The 17945-nt window shown below is 70.5% G+C and carries 16 protein-coding genes; all 16 read right to left on the reverse strand.

Annotation, left to right across the window (positions count from 1 at the left end; genetic code table 11):
• Nucleotides 1–17: 17 nt before the first annotated feature.
• Nucleotides 18–2003, reverse strand: a complete 1986-nt coding sequence (locus AB0E85_RS25200; protein ID WP_361931249.1) for a pectinesterase family protein — start codon at nucleotides 2001–2003, stop codon at nucleotides 18–20.
• 41 nt (nucleotides 2004–2044) lie between these two features.
• Nucleotides 2045–3556 (reverse strand): family 43 glycosylhydrolase, encoded by a 1512-nt coding sequence (locus AB0E85_RS25205; RefSeq protein WP_361931252.1) that lies wholly within the window; start codon nucleotides 3554–3556, stop codon nucleotides 2045–2047.
• Nucleotides 3553–4398, reverse strand: coding sequence for a PmoA family protein (locus AB0E85_RS25210; protein ID WP_361931255.1), 846 nt, complete (start codon nucleotides 4396–4398; stop codon nucleotides 3553–3555). Before AB0E85_RS25210 ends, AB0E85_RS25205 begins: the two co-directional genes overlap by 4 nt.
• Nucleotides 4395–5594: a Gfo/Idh/MocA family oxidoreductase gene (locus tag AB0E85_RS25215; protein WP_361931258.1), complete on the reverse strand. Its 1200-nt coding sequence runs from the start codon at nucleotides 5592–5594 to the stop codon at nucleotides 4395–4397. Before AB0E85_RS25215 ends, AB0E85_RS25210 begins: the two co-directional genes overlap by 4 nt.
• The gene (locus tag AB0E85_RS25220) at nucleotides 5591–6877 is read right to left on the reverse strand and encodes a pectate lyase (protein WP_361931261.1); all 1287 of its coding nucleotides are present in this window, start codon (nucleotides 6875–6877) and stop codon (nucleotides 5591–5593) included. The genes AB0E85_RS25215 and AB0E85_RS25220 overlap by 4 nt, the downstream gene beginning before the upstream one ends.
• Nucleotides 6874–7743, reverse strand: coding sequence for a carbohydrate ABC transporter permease (locus tag AB0E85_RS25225; protein ID WP_361931344.1), 870 nt, complete (start codon nucleotides 7741–7743; stop codon nucleotides 6874–6876). Before AB0E85_RS25225 ends, AB0E85_RS25220 begins: the two co-directional genes overlap by 4 nt.
• A gap of 23 nt (nucleotides 7744–7766) precedes the next feature.
• Nucleotides 7767–8702, reverse strand: coding sequence for a sugar ABC transporter permease (locus tag AB0E85_RS25230; RefSeq protein ID WP_361931263.1), 936 nt, complete (start codon nucleotides 8700–8702; stop codon nucleotides 7767–7769).
• A 146-nt stretch (nucleotides 8703–8848) separates the two neighbouring features.
• On the reverse strand, nucleotides 8849–10579 hold the full coding sequence (gene araD / locus AB0E85_RS25235; RefSeq protein WP_361931266.1) for an L-arabinonate dehydratase: 1731 nt from the start codon (nucleotides 10577–10579) through the stop codon (nucleotides 8849–8851).
• Nucleotides 10576–11487 carry a dihydrodipicolinate synthase family protein gene (locus AB0E85_RS25240; protein ID WP_361931268.1) on the reverse strand — a complete coding sequence of 304 codons (912 nt, stop codon included), beginning with the start codon at nucleotides 11485–11487 and terminating at the stop codon, nucleotides 10576–10578. Before AB0E85_RS25240 ends, araD begins: the two co-directional genes overlap by 4 nt.
• Nucleotides 11484–12143, reverse strand: a complete 660-nt coding sequence (locus AB0E85_RS25245; RefSeq protein WP_361931271.1) for a GntR family transcriptional regulator — start codon at nucleotides 12141–12143, stop codon at nucleotides 11484–11486. The genes AB0E85_RS25240 and AB0E85_RS25245 overlap by 4 nt, the downstream gene beginning before the upstream one ends.
• 193 nt (nucleotides 12144–12336) lie before the next feature.
• Entirely contained in the window at nucleotides 12337–12948 is a 612-nt protein-coding gene (locus AB0E85_RS25250) for a TIGR03086 family metal-binding protein (protein ID WP_361931274.1), read from the reverse strand.
• A 239-nt stretch (nucleotides 12949–13187) separates the two neighbouring features.
• Nucleotides 13188–14486, reverse strand: coding sequence for a YrhB domain-containing protein (locus AB0E85_RS25255; protein WP_361931277.1), 1299 nt, complete (start codon nucleotides 14484–14486; stop codon nucleotides 13188–13190).
• A 3-nt stretch (nucleotides 14487–14489) separates the two neighbouring features.
• A complete protein-coding gene (locus tag AB0E85_RS25260) occupies nucleotides 14490–14807 on the reverse strand; it encodes a YrhB domain-containing protein (RefSeq protein ID WP_361931280.1) in 318 nt (105 codons plus the stop codon).
• Nucleotides 14808–16556 (reverse strand): putative T7SS-secreted protein, encoded by a 1749-nt coding sequence (locus AB0E85_RS25265; RefSeq protein WP_361931283.1) that lies wholly within the window; start codon nucleotides 16554–16556, stop codon nucleotides 14808–14810.
• A complete protein-coding gene (locus tag AB0E85_RS25270) occupies nucleotides 16556–17227 on the reverse strand; it encodes a hypothetical protein (RefSeq protein ID WP_361931286.1) in 672 nt (223 codons plus the stop codon). The genes AB0E85_RS25265 and AB0E85_RS25270 overlap by 1 nt, the downstream gene beginning before the upstream one ends.
• Nucleotides 17224–17772: a hypothetical protein gene (locus tag AB0E85_RS25275; RefSeq protein ID WP_361931289.1), complete on the reverse strand. Its 549-nt coding sequence runs from the start codon at nucleotides 17770–17772 to the stop codon at nucleotides 17224–17226. The genes AB0E85_RS25270 and AB0E85_RS25275 overlap by 4 nt, the downstream gene beginning before the upstream one ends.
• Between the last annotated feature and the right edge of the window lie 173 nt (nucleotides 17773–17945).

A 17945-nucleotide genomic window follows, 5' to 3' on the forward strand; every position in this document is an offset into this window, starting at 1 on the left:
CTTGAGGGTGTGGAGGGTCAGTGGCGGATGTGCGGCGCCCAGCCGTCGCTGCCCGCCAGGTAGGCGGTGACGGTGTGGGAGCGCGCGTCCCGGTCGCTCATCTGCGGACGATCGGCGGTGACCGTCGCGCCCGGGCCGTAGTTGCGGTGTTCGGTGAAGCGCGCGTCCTTCCACGAGAAGCCGCTCATGTCCGTCCACGGTGAGGACTTGATCGCCGCGGGCAGCCGGGTGTCGCGGATCAGCACCTGGCCCACCGCGTTCGGCTCGCCGCCCGGGTGCCAGGGCCTGCCGAGGTGGAAGCTCCCGGCCGGCGCGTCGCTGACGATCTTCGAGCGGGTGATCAGGAAGCCGTACGGGTTGCCCGTCCACGTCGAAGCGGCGGTGACCCACCCGTTGTTGGTCGTCGACCCGCGGCTGAGCGCCTTGATCACGGACCGCTCGATCACGGTCGTGGCCCGCCCGTAGATGAAGTCGACGTCGCCCTCGATGTACGAGTCGCGGACGTACACCCGGCTGATCAGGTTCAGCTTGGGACTGTCGGTCATCAGGGTGTCCTGGTTGCCGAGGAAGGCGGTGTCCTCGAAGACGATCCGGTCGCCGGTCGTCTTCATGGCCAGGGCCTGCTCGCCCTTCAGTTCGACCGCGGCCTCGTCGAAGTCGTTGCTGAAGGTGAGGTTGCGGGCGGTGACGTCGTCGGCGGCGATCCGCACGGTGGCGCTGCCCGTCGAGCCGCCGTACTCCGCGGGCGTGTTGTGGACGATGACGGTGTCGGAGCGGTCGCGCCCGGTCCCCCGCAGCAGGATCTTCGGCTTGCTCGCCGGGATGAACACCTTCTCCCGGTAGGTGCCCGGTGCGACGGCGATCGTCACCGGCACGTCGTTGCCGTCGGGCACGGCGTCCACGGCTGCCTGCACGGTCGGGTAGGCGCCCGGGACGTCGAGGGTCACGCCGATCCGGCCCTGCGGACCGGAGAACTTCTTCACCAGGGCGGGGACCGCGGCGGCGGGATCGAGCCGGTAGTCGTAGAAGTCCCGCGGGTCGAAAGCGGCACCCCACTCGTCGGTCCGCCCGCTCGTCTTCCTCAGGATCGACCCCCGCTCCACCAACTCCGCGGTGGTGTCGGCCTGGTAGGGGTGCTGGACCCGGTCGTAGTAGCTGTTCTCGATGACCATCTTGCTGCGGCCCCGGGACCAGTTCCCGTACGTCCACACGGGGTCGCCGTCGGCCACCTGTGCCGACATGTAGTTGTTGTAGAGGTGCGCGTAGGCGCAGTTGTCCGCCGAGGGATTGCGCTGCTTCGTGCCGGTGAACCAGTTGTGGTCGATGGTGATCTGGGTCCGGACGTTGTCCGTCCAGCCGATCCCGAGCGCCTTGTTGTGATCGGCGAACTGGTTGTAGGAGACGGTGACGTACTGGCTGTCCTTGCGGATGTCGAGCAGACCGTCGCCCATGCGGGTGAAGCGGTTGTGGTCGATCCAGACATGGTGGACGGTGTCCATCTGGATGGCGTCGAAGTCGGAGGTCTTGCCGTCCCAGTCGCCCTCGACGTAGGAGTCGCGGATCGTCAGGTTGCGGATGATGACGTTGTGCGTGCCGGGCTTGAGGTGCAGTTCGCCGTGGACGATCTCGCCGGTGTCGCCGACGCCGATGATCGTCTTGTTCGAGGCGACGACGATGTCCGAGCCGAAGGGCTGGACGGCGACCGTGCCCGCCACCCGGATGACGTACGGCTCCTCGGCGGCCGCGTACTTGGCCAGCGACGCCTGGTCGGTGACCGTGACGACCTTGCCGCCCGCACCTCCCGTGGTGCCTCCGGCCAACGAGGCGAAGCCGTGGGCCTGGTCGGTCCAGCGGGCGGCCGCCGGTGTGTGGGTCGCGGCACGGGCGGGTTCGGCGGCCCTCGCCTCACCGGTCGCGCCCAGCCCCAGGGCGGCGACCAGGCCGGCTACGGCGGCCAGGGCGACACCCGGTCTCGGCAAGCGCTTGCTACGGAGGTGCGTCATTGCGGCTCCAACAGGCGTGAGGGAGGTGCGGATGCGGTTGTTTACCGGTCGGTGATCCGGAAGTGCGTGAACGTGGCGGCGCCCGCGTGACCCGGTCCGGCGGGCGCGAGGGCGAAGAGGCCGAGCAGGGCGCCGACCCAGCGCCAGGGGGTGGCGGCGAACACGGGACCCGACGGCCGGAAGCCGTCGCCGACGTCGGCGGAGAAGCGGCAGCGTGCCCCCGCACCGATCTCGATCCGCAGCCGGGCTCGGCCCTCCGGAGCGAGCCGGGGGTGGGCGGCGTCGCGTTCGCCCTCCGCCACGGCCTCGGCGAACCGGTGCACGAGGTGGACCGTGCCGTCCGTGCCGCGCTGGAGTCCGATCCAGCCGAACGCGTCCCCGAGGACCGCGAGTCCGGCCCGGGCCCCGGGCTCGTCGCTGTCGAGCCGCAGCTCCACTTCGGCGGTACAGGGTGCGCCGGGCAGCCGCTGGGTCAGCACATGGGGCAGTTTCCGCAGGTCGTGAGCGTCCTGCGAGCGGACGCAGGTCAGCCGCAGCCCGTCCCCGGAGTGCTGGGTCGCCCAGCCCTCGCCCGGGTTGGCCGTCCACTGCCACTGCCGGCCGTACCGTCCGCCGGGGAAGTCGTCGTCGGTGGCGGGCGCGGCGGGCGGCTGCGGCAGCAGGTCGGGGCGGCGGTGCTCGGCGACGGGGGCGCCGTCGTCCCCGATCACCGGCCACTCTCCCCCGGGACCCCAGCGCATCGGCTGGAGGTGGACGACCCGGCCGTGGGCGCCGCGCTGCTGGAAGTGCAGGAACCAGTCCTCCCCGGACGGCGTGCGCACCCAGCCGCCCTGGTGGGGTCCGTTGACGTCGGTGTCCTTCTGCTCCAGGACGATTCTCTCCTCGTAGGGCCCGAAGAAGTCGCGGGAGCGGAAGGCGCCCTGCCAGCCGGTCTCCACGCCGCCGGCGGGGGCGAGGATCCAGAACCAGCCGTCGTGGCGGTAGAGCTTGGGGCCTTCGAGGGTGAACCAGCCGGGTATGCGGTCCCCGTCGACGATCACCTTGCCCTCGTCGAGGAGGCCGGTGCCGTCGGGGCGCATCCGGTGGCCGGAGAGGCGGTTCTTGACGCCGGCGCGGGACTTGGCCCAGGCATGGACCAGGTAGGCCTCGCCGGTCTCCTCGTCCCACAGGGGGCACGGGTCGATCAGGCCCTTGCCCGCCTTCAGCAGGTGCGGGCGGGTCCAGGGGCCGCGGATCGCCGGGGCGTTGACCTGGAAGAGGCCCTGGTCGGGGTCGCCCCAGAAGATCCAGAAGCGTTCGTCGTGGTACCTGAGGGAGGGGGCCCAGACGCCGCAGTCGTGGCGGGGCGCCGCGAACTCCTCGGCCGGCTCCAGACGTTCCAGGGCGTGGCCGACCAGGGTCCAGTTGACCAGGTCCCGGGAGTGCAGCAGCGGCAGGCCGGGGGCGCGGCCGAAGCTGGAGGCGGTCAGGTAGAAGTCGTCGCCGACGCGGACGACGTCCGGGTCGGACCAGTCGGCGTTCAGGATCGGGTTGCGGTAGGTGCCGGAGGTCACGGGCTCACCGCCTTGCGGACGAGGGAGGCCGCGGCATCTCGGTCGAGGCGGCCGTCGGCGACGACGGTGACCACCCGGCGCACGACGGTCTCGCCCGGCTGGACCGGCACCCGTCGGTCGTGGGCCAGGGAGGAGCCGACCCCCGGGTACTCCTCCGTGCGCACGAACCACGGGTCGCGGCGGGTCCGTTCGGTGGCGCCGGCGAAGACCAGTGTCCAGGTGGCACCCCGCAGGGCGAGCCAGTCGGCGGGGTTGCCGTGGACCTTCTCCTCGCCGTCGGCGGCGGCCGTGAAGACCTCCGGCGCGCAGGACTCCTTGCGGGCCCGCCAGAAGAAGCCCCCGTAGGCGGCGCCCGGTCGTCCGTTGGTCGCGGGGCTGCCGATCGACAGCGGGTTCCCGGTGACGTTGGTGAGGGAGAACGTGAGGTCCAGCGCCCAGGCCCGGTCGGTGAGTTCGGTGGCCGCGACCGTCCGGCGTTCGCGCAGCAGCTCGCCGCCCGCGCCCACCCAGCGCAGCTCCTCCACGAAGCCGTCCGGGTCGCGCAGCTGGAAGGCGACGTGCCGCTGCGCGCCGTGGTTGTCGAGCTCGGTGGGGCCCTGGTCGCGGACGTAGGTGCGCCCGCCCCAGAAGTTGAACCCCTCGACGTCGGGAACGGCGACACCGACGCCGAGGTGGTGTGCGTGGTCGGCCGGGGCGAGTTCGGTCACGGCCGTGCCGGCCAGGGTGGTGACGGGGTGCAGATAGGGGCGCGGGGAGAGCCGGGCCGGCAGCTCCGGGCGGGTGACGTACCGGCCGACCGGCCGGCCCGCGACGCGCAGGACCACGGTGTCGTTGCTGGTCATCGGGTGCTCACCTCGTTCGACGGGGGCGCCCAGGGGGCGCCCAGCTCGGAGTAGAGGGAGAGGGTGTCGGCGGCGGCCGCGACGAGTCCGCCGATGCCCGGCACGACCCGGCGGTTCTCGCCGGGGACGCGGTGCCAGGCGGTGTCCGGCAGCGGAGCCGGGTCGGGAGCGGTGCGGATGGCCTCCACGACCTTCATGAAGGCGCCGGTCTCGTCCGGCGGGACGAGCAGGTCCGCGCCGGTGGTGAGGTGGTCGACGAGGTTCTCCAGCAGATCGGTGCGGCCGTGCTCGGACTCCTCCGGGCCGTGCCCCGCGCGCTGGAGCAGCACGCGGTCCTGCTTGTACCAGAAGGTGATCCGGCCGCTGCTGCCGTGCACCAGCACGTACGGCTCGTCCGCCTGCTCGGCGCACAGGGTCGCGGCGACGGTGACCGGGTGGCCCTGCGCGGTGGAGATCCGGACGCAGGAGGTGTCGTCGGACTCGATGGCGTTGGCGCGCAGCAGCTCGGTCTCGATGCCGGTGACGTCCTCGGCGCGGGTGCTGCCACCCAGGGCGAGGGCGGTGGCGACGGCGTGGGCGAGGGGGTTGGTCAGTGCCCCGTCGATCACGTCGACGCCGTTCAGCCGCCGTCTGCCCGCCCAGGGAGCCCGCCGGAAGTAGTCCTCGTCGCGCACCCAGGCACCGGCGCCGCCGAGCCCGACGAGCGTGCCGATCGCGCCCTTCTCGATCAGCTCGCGGACGGCCGTCAGGGCGTGCGAGCCCAGCGACTGGAAGCCGATCTGGCAGACGACCCCGGCAGCGGCGACCCCGTCGGCCATCCGGCGGAACTCGGCGTAGGAGGGGGCGGGCGGCTTCTCCAGGAGGAGGTGCACCCCCCGTTCGGCCGCCGTGAGGGCGAGGTCGGTGTGGGTCGGGATCGGGGTGCAGATCACCGCGACCCGGGCGCCGGTGGCGTCCAGCAGGGCGCCGAAGTCGGCGGACTGCTCGGGAGTGCCCAGGTCGCCCAGTTCCTCCTGGTTCAGCGGCGTCAGCTCGCAGATCCCGGCGAGCCGGACGATGCCCTTCTTCTGCAGGCGGCGGATGTTCTCGACGTGCCAGCGGCCGTGCCCGCGGGCTCCGGCGAGGACGACGGGCAGGGGCGTGCTCGGGCGATCGTTCAGGGGTTCGCTCATGGAGTCGATCATGCGACCGGTCATGGGATCCTCCCCGCACCCGCGCCGCGGGCCACCGCCCGGTCGGCCTCCCGGGCAGTGTCGATGCGCCCGTGCAGGGCGGGCGTCCAGCCGACGTCGGCCGTCAGGTCGCGCTCACTGCCGGAGTTGTAGGCAATGTGGATCGCGAGCAGGTCGACCGGGAAGCCGTTGAAGAGCGTGCCGCTCTGGTGCAGGGCGCTGCCGTTCCAGCTCTTGACCAGATCGGCGACCTCCACGTGGCCGGGCGCGTGGAAGGCGTTGTTCTCGGCGTAGATCTTGGACTCGGTGGAGACGCCGAGGGAGTAGCGGTGGTCGTCGCCGGTGATGTCGTAACGGTTGTTGTAAAGGTGCACCTGGCCGAAGCGGACGCGCGGGGCGCGCTGGACGACGGACTCGAAGGCGTTGTGGTGCAGGGTGACCCGGAGCCTGCCCCGGTCGCCGGTCGCTGTGTCACTGTTGCCGATCAGCATCGCCTTGTCGTGGCCGGCGAAGCGGCTCCAGGAGACGGTGACCAGGTCGGAGCCGTTCGTGATGTCCAGCAGGCCGTCGTGGCGCAGGTAGTTGCGGGCGAAGTGGGTGGGTTCCTCGGCGTCCGGGTGGCCCTTGTCGCTCAGGGTCACGTGGTCCACCCACACGTGGGTGGCGCCGGTCAGCCAGATGTTGTCGTAGGCCGTCTTCCAGTCGCCGAGGCCGCCGGTGTTCGGCTGCCAGACGGGGAAGCAGTCGTAGGCGTCGCGCAGGTCGAGGTTGCGGACGATGACGTTGTCCGCGTTCTTGATCTGGAGGCTCGCGCCCTTCAGGACGGCCGAGTCGCCGAGGCCGATGATGGTGGTGTTCGAGCCGACGGGCAGCACGATCCGCTCGGCCTGCCGGGCGGCGGAGGCCTGGCGGGCCTCCTCCTGGGGGCCGGCGGGCCTGGCGGAGCCCCAGGTGCGGGGGTCGTAGGCGGCGAGGTACTTCTTCAGGGCATAGCCGCCGGTGGCGTAGTCGGCGCAGTCCAGCCGGTCGCCGTCGTCGTCGGTGTTGGCGTCGATCGTCCCGGCGATCTTGATGATCTTCGGGATGTCGCTGCCGCCGTCGAGGGCCCGGACCAGCCTGGCCCGGTCGGTGACCGTGTACACATGGTCGGCGTCGGCCGCCGCACCTCCGGTGGTACCCGCTCCCTCGGCGGCCCAGCCGTCGTTCGCGGGGAGGGTGTCGCGGCCGATGTCCCGGGCCTCGGCGTGCGCGGGCACGCAGAGCACCCCCAACAACCCGGCCACGACAGTCAGTTGTCTGACCCTCATCCCTTCACCGCCCCCGCGCTGAATCCGGTGATCAGCCACTTCTGGATGAAGGCGAACACGATCACCACCGGCACGGCCGCGATGATGCCGCCAGCGGCGAGCGCGCCCAGGTCGACGCTGTCGGCGCTCATCAGGGAGTTGAGGCCGACGGGGATCGTCTGCTTGTCCTGGTTGTTCAGGAACATCAGGGCGAACAGGAAGTGGTTCCAGGAGTGGACGAAGGCGAACGAGCCGACGGCGATCAGACCGGGCCGCAGCAGGGGCAGCACCACGATCCGGAAGGCCGTCATGCGGTTGCAGCCGTCGACCCAGGCCGCCTCCTCCAGGGAGTACGGCACGTTCTTGATGAAGTTGCTGATGAGGATCATCGACAGCGGCAGCTGGAAGACCGTCTCGGCGAGGATGACACTGCCCAGCGAGTTGATCATCTGTAGTTCGGCGAAGATCTCGAACAGCGGCACCAGCAGCAGCGCGCCCGGCACGAACTGGGAGCAGAGCAGGGCCAGCATGAACGCCCGTTTGACCTTGAAGTCGAACCGGGCCAGGGCGTACCCGCCGGCCAGCGCGACAAGGGTGGTCATGAGCAGGGTGGCGACGCCGACGAGCACGCTGTTGGTGAAGTAGGTGCCGAAGCTGCGGTCCGTCCAGACCTTCTCGAAGTGGTCGAAGGTCATCGGCCAGGGCACGAGCGAGGTCGAGCCGGCCGGGCGCAGTGAGAAGAGCAGGATCCAGTAGAAGGGGACGAGGGTGAAGATCAGGTAGATGCCCAGGGGCAGGTAGATCTGCCAGCGGGGTGCCTCGTCCCAGGCGCGGTTCCTCTTCACGGGCCGGGTCGGTTCGGGGGTGTCGCGCACGGGGGCGGGCAGGGCCTTGGTGGCTTCCTTGACGCTCACTTGCTCTCGCCTCCGAACTTGCTCAGCCGCAGGTAGACCATCGAACAGAAGAGCAGGATCACGAACGCCACCGTGGTCAGGGCCGACGCGTAGCCGAAGTTGTGGGCGTCGACGGAGGTGTTGGCGATGTACAGCGGCAGCGTGGTCGTCTCGCCCGCTGGGCCACCGCCGGTCAGGGTGTAGAGCAGGTCGACGTTGTTGAACTCCCAGACCGCCCGCAGCAGCGTGGACAGGATGATGGCGTCCTTCAGGTGCGGCAGCGTGATGTGCCAGAACTGTTTGATGCGGCTGGCGCCGTCGACCTCGGCGGCCTCGTACAGGTCCTTCGAGACGGACTGGAGGTCGGCGAGGATGAGGATCGCGAAGAACGGCACGCCGCGCCACAGGTCGGCCACGACCGCCGCCGGGAACACCGTGGAGGTGTCCGACAGCCAGCTCGTGCCGTAGGAGCCGATGCCCATGTCGGCGAGGTAACGGGTGATGCCCGTCTGGGAGTTGTAGAGCAGCACCCAGATCGCGGAGGTCAGCACGCCGGAGACGGCCCACGGGGAGAAGACCAGGGCGCGTCCCAGGCCCCGGCCCACGAAGGTCTGGTTGACGATGAGGGCGAGGGCGAGGCCGAACAGCAGCTGGAGTCCGACCTCGACGACGACCCACTTGGCGCTGAAGACCAGCGTGTCCCAGAAGACGGGGTCCTCGGTGAAGGCGTGGACGAAGTTGTCGAAGCCCGCGTAGCCGTTCCGCCACGGCTTGGTGGGGTTGTAGTGCTGCAGGCTGTAGTAGAAGACGCTGATGACCGGGTAGGCGATGAACCCCAGCATGAGCAGGGCGGCCGGTGCGATCAGCAGGTACGGGAGCCTGCGCGGCGTGGCGGAGGCCCGGCGCCGCCGGGGTGGCGCGGGCGGTTTCGCCACGGCTGCGGCTTGGGCCATGACAGGGTCTCCGATCTCGGTACGGCTTGCTTTCGTGGCGCGGAAAGCGCTTTCTCGCTGTGCGTGGGTGCCACGTGAGGTGGCGTGGCGGGTGCGGTGCGCTGTGGCCGGGCGCGCGGTTCCCCGCGCCCCTCGGGTGGGTGCAGTCAGCCTGCGTACGGATCCGGGGCCGTGCCCGGGCGTGCCAGGAACTCGAAGTCGCAGCCTGTGTCGGCCTGAGTGATCTGGTCGTTGTAGAGGGCGCCGTAGCCTCGCTCGTGGCGAATGGGCGGTGGGGTCCAGTCCTTGCGGCGGCTCTCCAACTCCTCGTCGCTGACGTTGAGGTGGAGGGTGCGGGCTTCGACGTCCAGGGTGATCGAGTCGCCGGTGCGGACCAGGGCGAGCGGGCCGCCGATGTACGACTCGGGCGCGATGTGCAGGGCGCACGCACCGTAACTCGTACCGCTCATCCGGGCGTCGGAGATCCGGACCATGTCCCGTACGCCCTCCTTCAGCAGGCGGTCGGGGATCGGCAGCATGCCGTACTCGGGCATGCCCGGGCCGCCCTTGGGTCCCGAGTTGCGCAGCACCAGCACGCTGTCGGCGGTGATGTCCAGCCCGGGGTCGTTGATGGTGCGTTGCATGGTCTTGTAGTCGTCGAAGACGACCGCGGGACCGGTGTGCTTGAGCAGGTGCGGCTCGGCGGCGATGTGCTTGATGACCGCGCCGTCGGGGCAGAGGTTGCCGCGCAGCACGGCGACCCCGCCCTCGGCGGCGACCGGGTTCTCGCGGGTGCGGATCACGTCGTCGTCGTGGACGACGGCGCCCTCGATCTGCTCTCCCAGGGTTCCGTTGACGGTGGGCCGGTCCAGGTGCAGCAGGTCGGTGATCCGCGAGAGGAAGGCGGGCAGACCTCCGGCGAAGTGGAAGTCCTCCATGAGGTAGGTCTGTCCGCCGGGCCGGACGTTTGCGAGCACCGGCACGGTGCGGGCGATCCGGTCGAAGTCGTCGAGGGTGAGCTCGACCCGGCAGCGCCCCGCCATCGCGATGAGGTGGATCACGGCGTTGGTGGAGCCGCCGAGCCCGAGCACCGTGGTGACGGCGTCCTCGAACGCCTCACGGGTGAGGATCCGGGACGGCTTGAGCGCGGTCCAGGCGAGCTCCACGGCACGGCGCCCGGAGGCGGCGGCCATCCGCTCGTGCCCGGAGTCGACGGCCGGGATCGAGGAGGCGCCCGGCAGTGTCATACCGAGGGCCTCCGCCGCCGCGGTCATGGTCGACGCGGTCCCCATGGTCATGCAGTGCCCGGGCGACCGCGCCAGTCCGCCCTGAAGCTCCCGCAGTTCGCAGTCGGTCAGATTGCCGGCGCGGTGCTCGTCCCAGTACTTCCACATGTCGGTGCCGGACCCTAGGGTCTCGCCGCGCCAGTGGCCCGGCAGCATCGGCCCCGCGGGCACGAAGAGGGCCGGTACGTCGGCCGAGGCCGCGCCCATGAGCAGCGCGGGCGTCGACTTGTCGCAGCCGCCGAGCAGCACCGCCGCGTCGATGGGGTACGACCGCAGCAGCTCCTCCGTCTCCATCGCGAGCAGGTTGCGGTAGAGCATCGGGGTCGGCTTCTGGTACGTCTCGGAGAGCGTGGCGACCGGGAACTCCAGCGGGAAGCCGCCGGCCTGCCACACGCCCCGCTTGACCGCCTCGGCCCGCTCGCGCAGGTGGACGTGGCAGGGGTTGATGTCGGACCAGGTGTTCAGGACGGCGATCACCGGGCGGCCCTCGTACTCCTCGGCCTCGTAACCGAGCTGCCGCATCCGGGCGTTGTGCGACCAGGTGCGCAACTGTCCCTCGACGCCGTACCACTGGTGGCTCCTGAGCTGCTCGGGACGCAGTCGGCCGGTCATATCGACCACCCCGCGGCGATCGCGGCGACCTCGGCGCGCTGCTCTTCCCGGAGCGTGCGGCTCGGCGGGCGGACCTCGCGGCGGCACAGCCCGAGGGAGGCGAGGGCCTCCTTGACGACGGTGACGTTGTCGGCGGAGCCGTTCGCCGCGCGCAGCTCCTCGAAGCGGCGGATCTGCTCCCAGACCTTCATGGCGGCCCGGTAGTCGCCGGAGCGCAGCGCCTCGATCATGTTCAGCGAGACGGCCGGGGCGACGTTCACCAGCCCCGAGGTGAAGCCGGTGGCACCGGCGGAGAAGTAGGAGGGGGCGTACGGCTCGGCGAGCCCGGCCACCCACACGAACCGGTCAAGACCCGCGTCCCGGGCGAACGCGGCGAACCTGGCCGCGTCGGGGACGGCGTACTTCACGCCGATGACGTTCGGGCAGGTGTCGGCCAGTTCGGCGAGCCGGGCGCCGGTGAGCTGCGCGTTGCGGATGTACGGCACGACACCCAGCTCGGGCACGGCCTCGGCGACCGCGCGGTGGTAGTCGACCCAGCCGGCCTGGGAGACGTACGGGTGGACCGGCTGGTGGACCATCACCATCTGGGCGCCGAGCTCCCGGGCGTGCCGGGCGGAGGCGACGGCGGTGGGGATGTCGTGCCCGACACCGACCAGGACGACGGCCCGGCCCCCGGCCTCGTCGATCGTCAGCTCCGTGACGAGCCGGCGCTCTTCGGGGGTCAGGGCGTAGAACTCGCCGGTGTTGCCGTTCGGGGTGAGGGTCGTGATGCCGCCGTCGAGCAGGCGGCGCAGCAGGGCCCGGTGGGTGTCCCGCGCGACGGAGCCGTCCGCGGCGAACGGGGTCACCGGGATCGCCACCACGTCGGCCAGAGCCGCCCGCTGGGTCTCGAACGCCACGCTGCTCATGCCTGACCTTCCTGTTCCAGTCCTGCCTGGGGGAAAGCGCGCTGCACGAAGGACGCGATGTGGGCGTGCAGGGCACGCGCCGCGCCGTCGGCGTCACCGTCGAGGGCGAGCCGCAGGATCTCCCGGTGCTCGCCGGCCTCCCGCTCCCAGGAGGGCGAGGCGGCCCAGGCGACGGCGGAGACCAGGGCGGCCTGGTCGCGGACCTCGTCGAGCATCCGGCCGAGCAGCGGGTTGCCGCACGGCAGGTACAGGGCGCGGTGGAACTCCCGGTTGGCGAGGGAGCGTTCGGCGGTGTCGGTGGCGGCGTCGGCCCGGGTCAGCGCCTCGCGGGCGACGTCCAGGGAGGCGCCGCGCTGCACGGCGCGCCGCAGCGCCTCCGGCTCCAGCAGCAGCCGGACGTCGTAGACCTCGCGCGCCATGTCCGCGTCCACCAGGCGCACGGTGACGCCCTTGTACTGGTTCATCACGACCAGCCCGGTCCCGGCGAGGGTCTTGAGCGCCTCGCGCACCGGTGTCTTCGACACGCCGAACTGCGCGGCGAGTTCGGTCTCGACCAGCGCCTGTCCCGGCGTCAACTGCCCGGTGAGGATGCGGTGTTTGATCCCCTCCAGCACGTACTGCGTGCGGGAGGGGATCGGCGTGGGCACAGAGGTCATGCGCGCCTCTCGGATCTCGCGTCTCGTGGATCGCGTATCGGATCTCGCGTATCGCGTCTCATATATGACGTACGAAGTACGACGCGATGACGGTAGGAGGGCGCGTGGGGTTCGTCAATGCTTTCGACAGAGGAAGGTGCAATCGCTTTCTACGAAGTGCCGTCCGGGGTGGTGCGTTCTGACGGGATACGTCCTAGACGGCGCGCGTCCACCCCGGGTCCCGCCCGCTCAGTCCCACCGCACGGTCCAGCAGGGACGCGGTCGCGTCGACGGTGACGATCGGCCCGAAGATGGCGTCGCGCTGGGGGTCGTCGGCGGAAGCGGCGAGGAACTCGTGGCAGGCCCGGAGCGCGGCCGGGTCGGGGTGGTACGGCTGTCCGGTGGCGCGGGCCAGGTCCCAGCCGTGGATCACCAGTTCGTCGACGGCGACGAGACCCGCGATCTCGCCGGGCAGGTCGACGCCCCCGGCCCGGGTCATGCCGGTCCAGGCGGCGGGGTCGCGCCAGGCCTCGGCCAGTTCGGCGAGGACCTCGGGCAGTTCCTCGCGCCAGCCGGGCGCGAGGTCGGGGAGTGCGGAGTCCGGGCTGGTGTCGTTCGTGGCGCCGAGGTCCTTGCGGGCGGCGTCACGGAAGGCGGCGGACAGTCCCGCCAGGTGGCCGAGCAGGTGGCGCACCGCGTACTCGGGGCAGGGAGTCGTCCCGGCCAGCTGTTCGCCGCCGACGCCGGCGACGAGCTGAGCCAGGGCCTCCGTCTGCGGTCCGAGGTCGAGGGTCGGGCTGGTCCTGCCAGTGGTGCTGTCGGTCATGGGGCTGCTCCTCCGTGTGGCGTCCGGAAGGTAGACCGGCACCTGCCGCAGAACTCATCGCCCCCGCGACGCGTTCCCGCTCCCCGGCTCCGGCCCCGCACCACACGGGCCGGCCTGTGTGATGGCCGTAGCGCGCGGCCCACCGGGCGGGATGGCGCCCCCGACGGCCGGGGCGGGACGCGAATCCACCCGGCCATTGGGGCTCGGGTGCTTGCCGGGGTTGCCCTCCCTGACGTCCCTCACCGGTACCGGACAACGTGCAACCGGTGGACCCCCGCCGGGTCCAGGACGGCCGGCTCGCCCGACGAACCGTCGACCAGGACGACGCCGTCCTCCAAGCGGAGCGCGTTCACCAACTGCCCGACGGCCTCGCGTCCCCGGCCGTCCGTACGGCGAGCCCAGATCAACGCGCGGGCTGCGACCGGCAGCGCGGAGGCCGCCTCGACCGCCGCCGCCCAGTCCTGGTGCTCGGACACGGACAGCACAGGGCCGAGGTCGGCGAGCGTCGACTCGAACCACGCGGCGCGGGCGGGAGGCGGTGGCTTCGGTAGGTCGGCGCTTCCGAAGGTGCCGCCCGCGTCCCAGCGGGCGAGCCAGCCCCACGGGTCGGTGTTGGGCAGGCCGAAGGGTGCGGCCTCATCCTTCGGGACCACGACCGTCGCATCGAGCATGCAGTCCCGCCAGTGGCCTTCGCGCAGGAAACGACTCGTGTTGCAGGAGAGGACCCAGCCGCGCGTGGTCTCGTCCTGCGCCGTCGGGGCATGCAGTTCCACTTCGCCGTGGTAGGCGTCCTGAAGCCAGCGACGTGCCTTGTCGACCGCGGAGGCGAAGTCGGGCGCCGGGTGCTCCCACGGGGTGAGGCGCGGCGTGAACGCCCCCGGGCGCGCCCGGATCAGCACGAGCTCGCGGACCAGGGACGAGTCGAGGCGGGCGAGGGAGGAGGTCAGCGCGTCGAGGAGAACCACCTGTCCGTTGTGGTTGTGCGCGTAGAGCAGGTTGCCGGTCGCCTCATGTCCACCGACCTCCCGGCGGACCCAGACCACGCCACGGGTGTCCGGCCCGGTCTCCGTGACCGCCCGGATCACGTCGTCCCAATCGCCGACCCCGACTCGCGTGAACTCGGGGAAATAGCGGCGCGCAAGCCGGTCCCACCAGCCGGGCGCCTCGTCCGATGGCTGCCAGGGCAGAGGCGTGGACGGGGCGCCGTTGATCGCGGAGTGCAGCGTCACGACACATCCGCGGATGTTGATCCGCCGGGCCTGCGCCCCGGCCCGGCGAGCCGCGTCCTCCGGCGGTACGGGCTCCAGGTCAGCGAGTAGGCCACTGGGCGCGGGGTGGAAAGGGGTCCCGCCGTCCTTTGGTACGACGACCGACGCCGCCATCATCGGCGTCTCCGGAAACCCCGGCTGCGGCAGCGGCCGGCAGGCCATCAGCCATGCGGCGGCCGTTTCGTGCACGGGGTGCCCGACGGCCAGCCGCACGAGACCACCGTAGGTGGCGTTCAGCCAGGCGGTTGCCCGCTGGTCGGGAATCGACATCTTTTACTGCCCCCCCTTCGGCGGCCATCCATGAGGCCATTCACCCGTCTCACGCAGTTCCATGTACTTATCCGCCGGAAGATAGGTCGGGGAGAAGTGCGCAGCGGTGCCATCATGCGGTACCACGATGAGCGACGTGAACGGAGCCTGCGTGGGGTCGCCCGTATCGATGTGTTCCTTGAAATCGAAACGCACGGTCCAGCCATAGGTGAACCGGATAGCCGTATCCGGCAGCATTACTACCGAATCAGGCTTCTCGGGGAAAGCCTTGGTTTTCAGGTACTCGGCGGCCGCTGCCACAGCCTCGTCGCGACTCAGCACTTAGGAGCTCCCATTTCGATAAGGAATGTGTCCGATCGATGACACGTTTTTCTCCAGGATCCCGAGGGTTCCTGACTGCCCGTCGAGGAAAACGACTCCATGATTGGTATACACGGCGTTGAACACGTGGGCGCTGCCGTCGGGTCGGCTCACGTACACGGCACTTCTTGAACCCTCTCCGCGCGCCTGGATATCCCGGATGATGTCATCGTAGCTGTTCACCATGTCGTAGTGACCCTTGGCCCTGTCCTTGAGGCCGAGTTGCTCCGGGGGAATGTGATCTGGCTGCAACTTGGGCGCCGCACTCACTTCGACCCCGTCCAGCCTGCGGTCCACGGAGACCACGTTGTGACTGCAGTTGTCCCGGTAGCCGGGAGTGCCGGTATTGTTGACTTCTTTCATCCACGGAAATTCGCTGTCCAGAAACTCCTGGGCCTTCTGGGGGTCCACGGAGTCGTAATGGATGGCTTTTTCCTTGACGTGGTCCGTCGACCGCGCAAGGTCACTCCAGTCCTTCGGCGCCGCATCGGCGACCTCGTCCGCGACCTTCGCACCGTTCGGTGCGACCTTGGCGGTTCCGGCTCCGGTTTCCAACCCCTCCCTCATCGCAGCCCGCAGGCCGCCCCGCGCGAGCCCCGCACCTTTCGTGCCGATGAGCTCGGGAACCAGGCGGCCGATGAACTCGGACGGATCTTTCTTGAAGCCCTCCACCGCGGCGTTCAGCGCCCGCTCGGGGTGGGCCACGGTCGAGACCAGGCCGGAAAGCGTCAGGGAAATGTTCTGGAGGTACTCGGCAGGGTGGGTCAGGTTGTAGGGGTCGACCGGGTTCAGGCCGCGGGCGAAGCTGACCAGGCCCGCCGTTCCTTTGACGACACCGCCCACCACGTGGTTGAGCTCGACGCCGGTCGCCACGAGGCCGTCGACCACGTTGCCGGTCAGGCGGTCCAGCGGGGGCGGCTCCGCCGGGGCGTGGGTGAGGACCTTCTTGATGTCCGCCTCGGCGTCACCGGCGGCAGTGTTCCGCTGAGCGCGGGCCCGGGCCAGCTTCTCCCGCGCCTGCTGGATGGTGTCCTTGCCAGGATCGTGGAACGGCCCGGGAGTGGGGCCGGGCTCCTGGTCCGCCCGCACCTTGGCGTTGTAGGCGTCGACCTTCTGGTTGTACTCCCCGATGGCCTCCTCGGAAGCGCTCTTGCCACGCGCGTACAGCTCGATGGCCTCCTGCGCCTGCTGCTGCGCCCACTTCACGGTGCTCGCGTACGCGTCAAGCGCAGAGGCGGCGGCTTCGCAGGCGTCGGCGGCCTGGAGCCACTTCGAGGGGTGGACTCCGAACCTCTCGCGGAAGGTGTCCCCGGCCTTGCCGCGCCAGGCGGAGGAGTCGACCTTCTTCATCCCCGAGCCGACCTTGTCGAAGGCGGCGGAAAAGTCGCGCAGGTGCTTGGCACTGCTCCGGATCTTCTCGGGGTTGCCGTGGATCAGCTCGTTGGCCTCTTCGGTCCGGCCGAGCTGCTGCTCGCCCGGTGTGGCGCCGAGGTCGGACGCGACCTCGTCGCCCCAATCCTCCACCGCGTCGCCGGCATCCTCCAGGCCGACCCGGTCAAGGCCGTCACCGAGCCGGTCGGTCCCCCAGTCGATGCCCTCGCCGACGACCTTCTTGCCGGCGTCGACACCGTCCTCGAGAGCGTTCAGGCCGTCATTGACGCCGTCCTTCAGCCTGCCCAGGCCGCTGCCGATATCGTCGAGTACGCCCATCAGCCCTCGCCCCCGCCGCCCTGCATGCGGGCACGCTCCTCCGGCGAGGGGCCGAACTGCTCGTCCAGCATCCGCTCCCACGTGGCCTCCGAGACCCCCGCACGCTCGCGGATGCTCTCGGGCGCCTGCGACCCCATGCCGGCCAGGTTCTCAGACGTCATGACGTCCCGGCCCGCGTCCCGCCAACCCTGGGCGCTGGTCTCCCAGGCCCGGTCGAAGGACTCCTTGCTGTAGTCGGCGTCCCTGATCTGGGTGACCGGGTTGTTCGACCAGACCTCGCCCCAGTCCTTGCCGGTGATCTCATCCTCCGAGGCGTGTGGATTGCCGATCACCGAGTTGACGCCGACCTTCATCGCTCCTTCGACGTACTGGTCGGTTTCGTAGTACGTCCCGGCCGCGAGCCCTGTCTTCAGCGCGAACCCGTTGCCCTCCTGGATCAGCGAACGGACGCCCCACTCCCACCGCTCGCAGAAGGAGCCGAAGGTGCCGGTGAGACCCTCCGCGCCCAACTCGAGGCCGGACAGTGCGATGTCGCCGAAACCACGGCCCGCGCCGGCCTCACCGACCATGCCGAGCTCTTTCAACTCGCCCAGCGCCGCCGTCAGTCCCTTGGCGATCTCGTCGAGACCGATGGCCGCCAGATCATGGCCGTTGCCGCCGCCCCCCGTCATCGAGGCATCCCTCCTTGGTGTACATGGTCCACTGCGAACGCGTCGGGCACGATTCCCGTCACCGGGGGGAGCAGCAGCGCGTGTTCGGCACCGTCGGCCGCGTCCAGCGCCACCCCGCACGGCACGCCGGCCTCCGGTACCGCCACGTCCAGCAGCCGCGCCCCGAGGACCGTCCGGTACGTCCACTCCCGGTCGGCCTCTTCCCGAGCGAGCGCGTACCGGGACAGCGCCGACTCGTCGGAGAAAGCCAGGATCCAGCGAATCCCGCCGAAGTCGGCGGTGAGCCAGCCGCCGTCGCGCAGCGGGACCAACACCGCCGTGTCCCGGAACGCCTCCAGCAGCATGGCGAACCCGCGGCGCCGGGCGGCCACTTCCGCCTCGGTGGGCTCCGGCGCCCCAGGTGGCCTCGGGGCGCAATCCGGCTCAGCCGGTCGAATTTCCTCGCAGGAACCGGACTTGGCGGGAACAGGCTGCCGACCGGGAGCCACGGGTGACTCGGGCCGTTGGGTCAACTCTGCGTACTCGGCCAGTCGGGAACGCCGCATCGGCGTCTCCGGACCACCCCCGAAATCTGTCACGCCGCAACCTTTGCACAGGACACACCGACGCTTCTCCCCGGCCTCATGGGTCACTTGGGCGGGCCTTTGGACAGAGACAGACCCACCGACGGAGATGTCTTTACGGAACCTGCCCCATCCGCCACCCGGCGCCTTAGAGC

This window comes from Streptomyces sp. NPDC029044 (assembly GCF_040637495.1).
Lineage (GTDB): Bacteria > Actinomycetota > Actinomycetes > Streptomycetales > Streptomycetaceae > Streptomyces.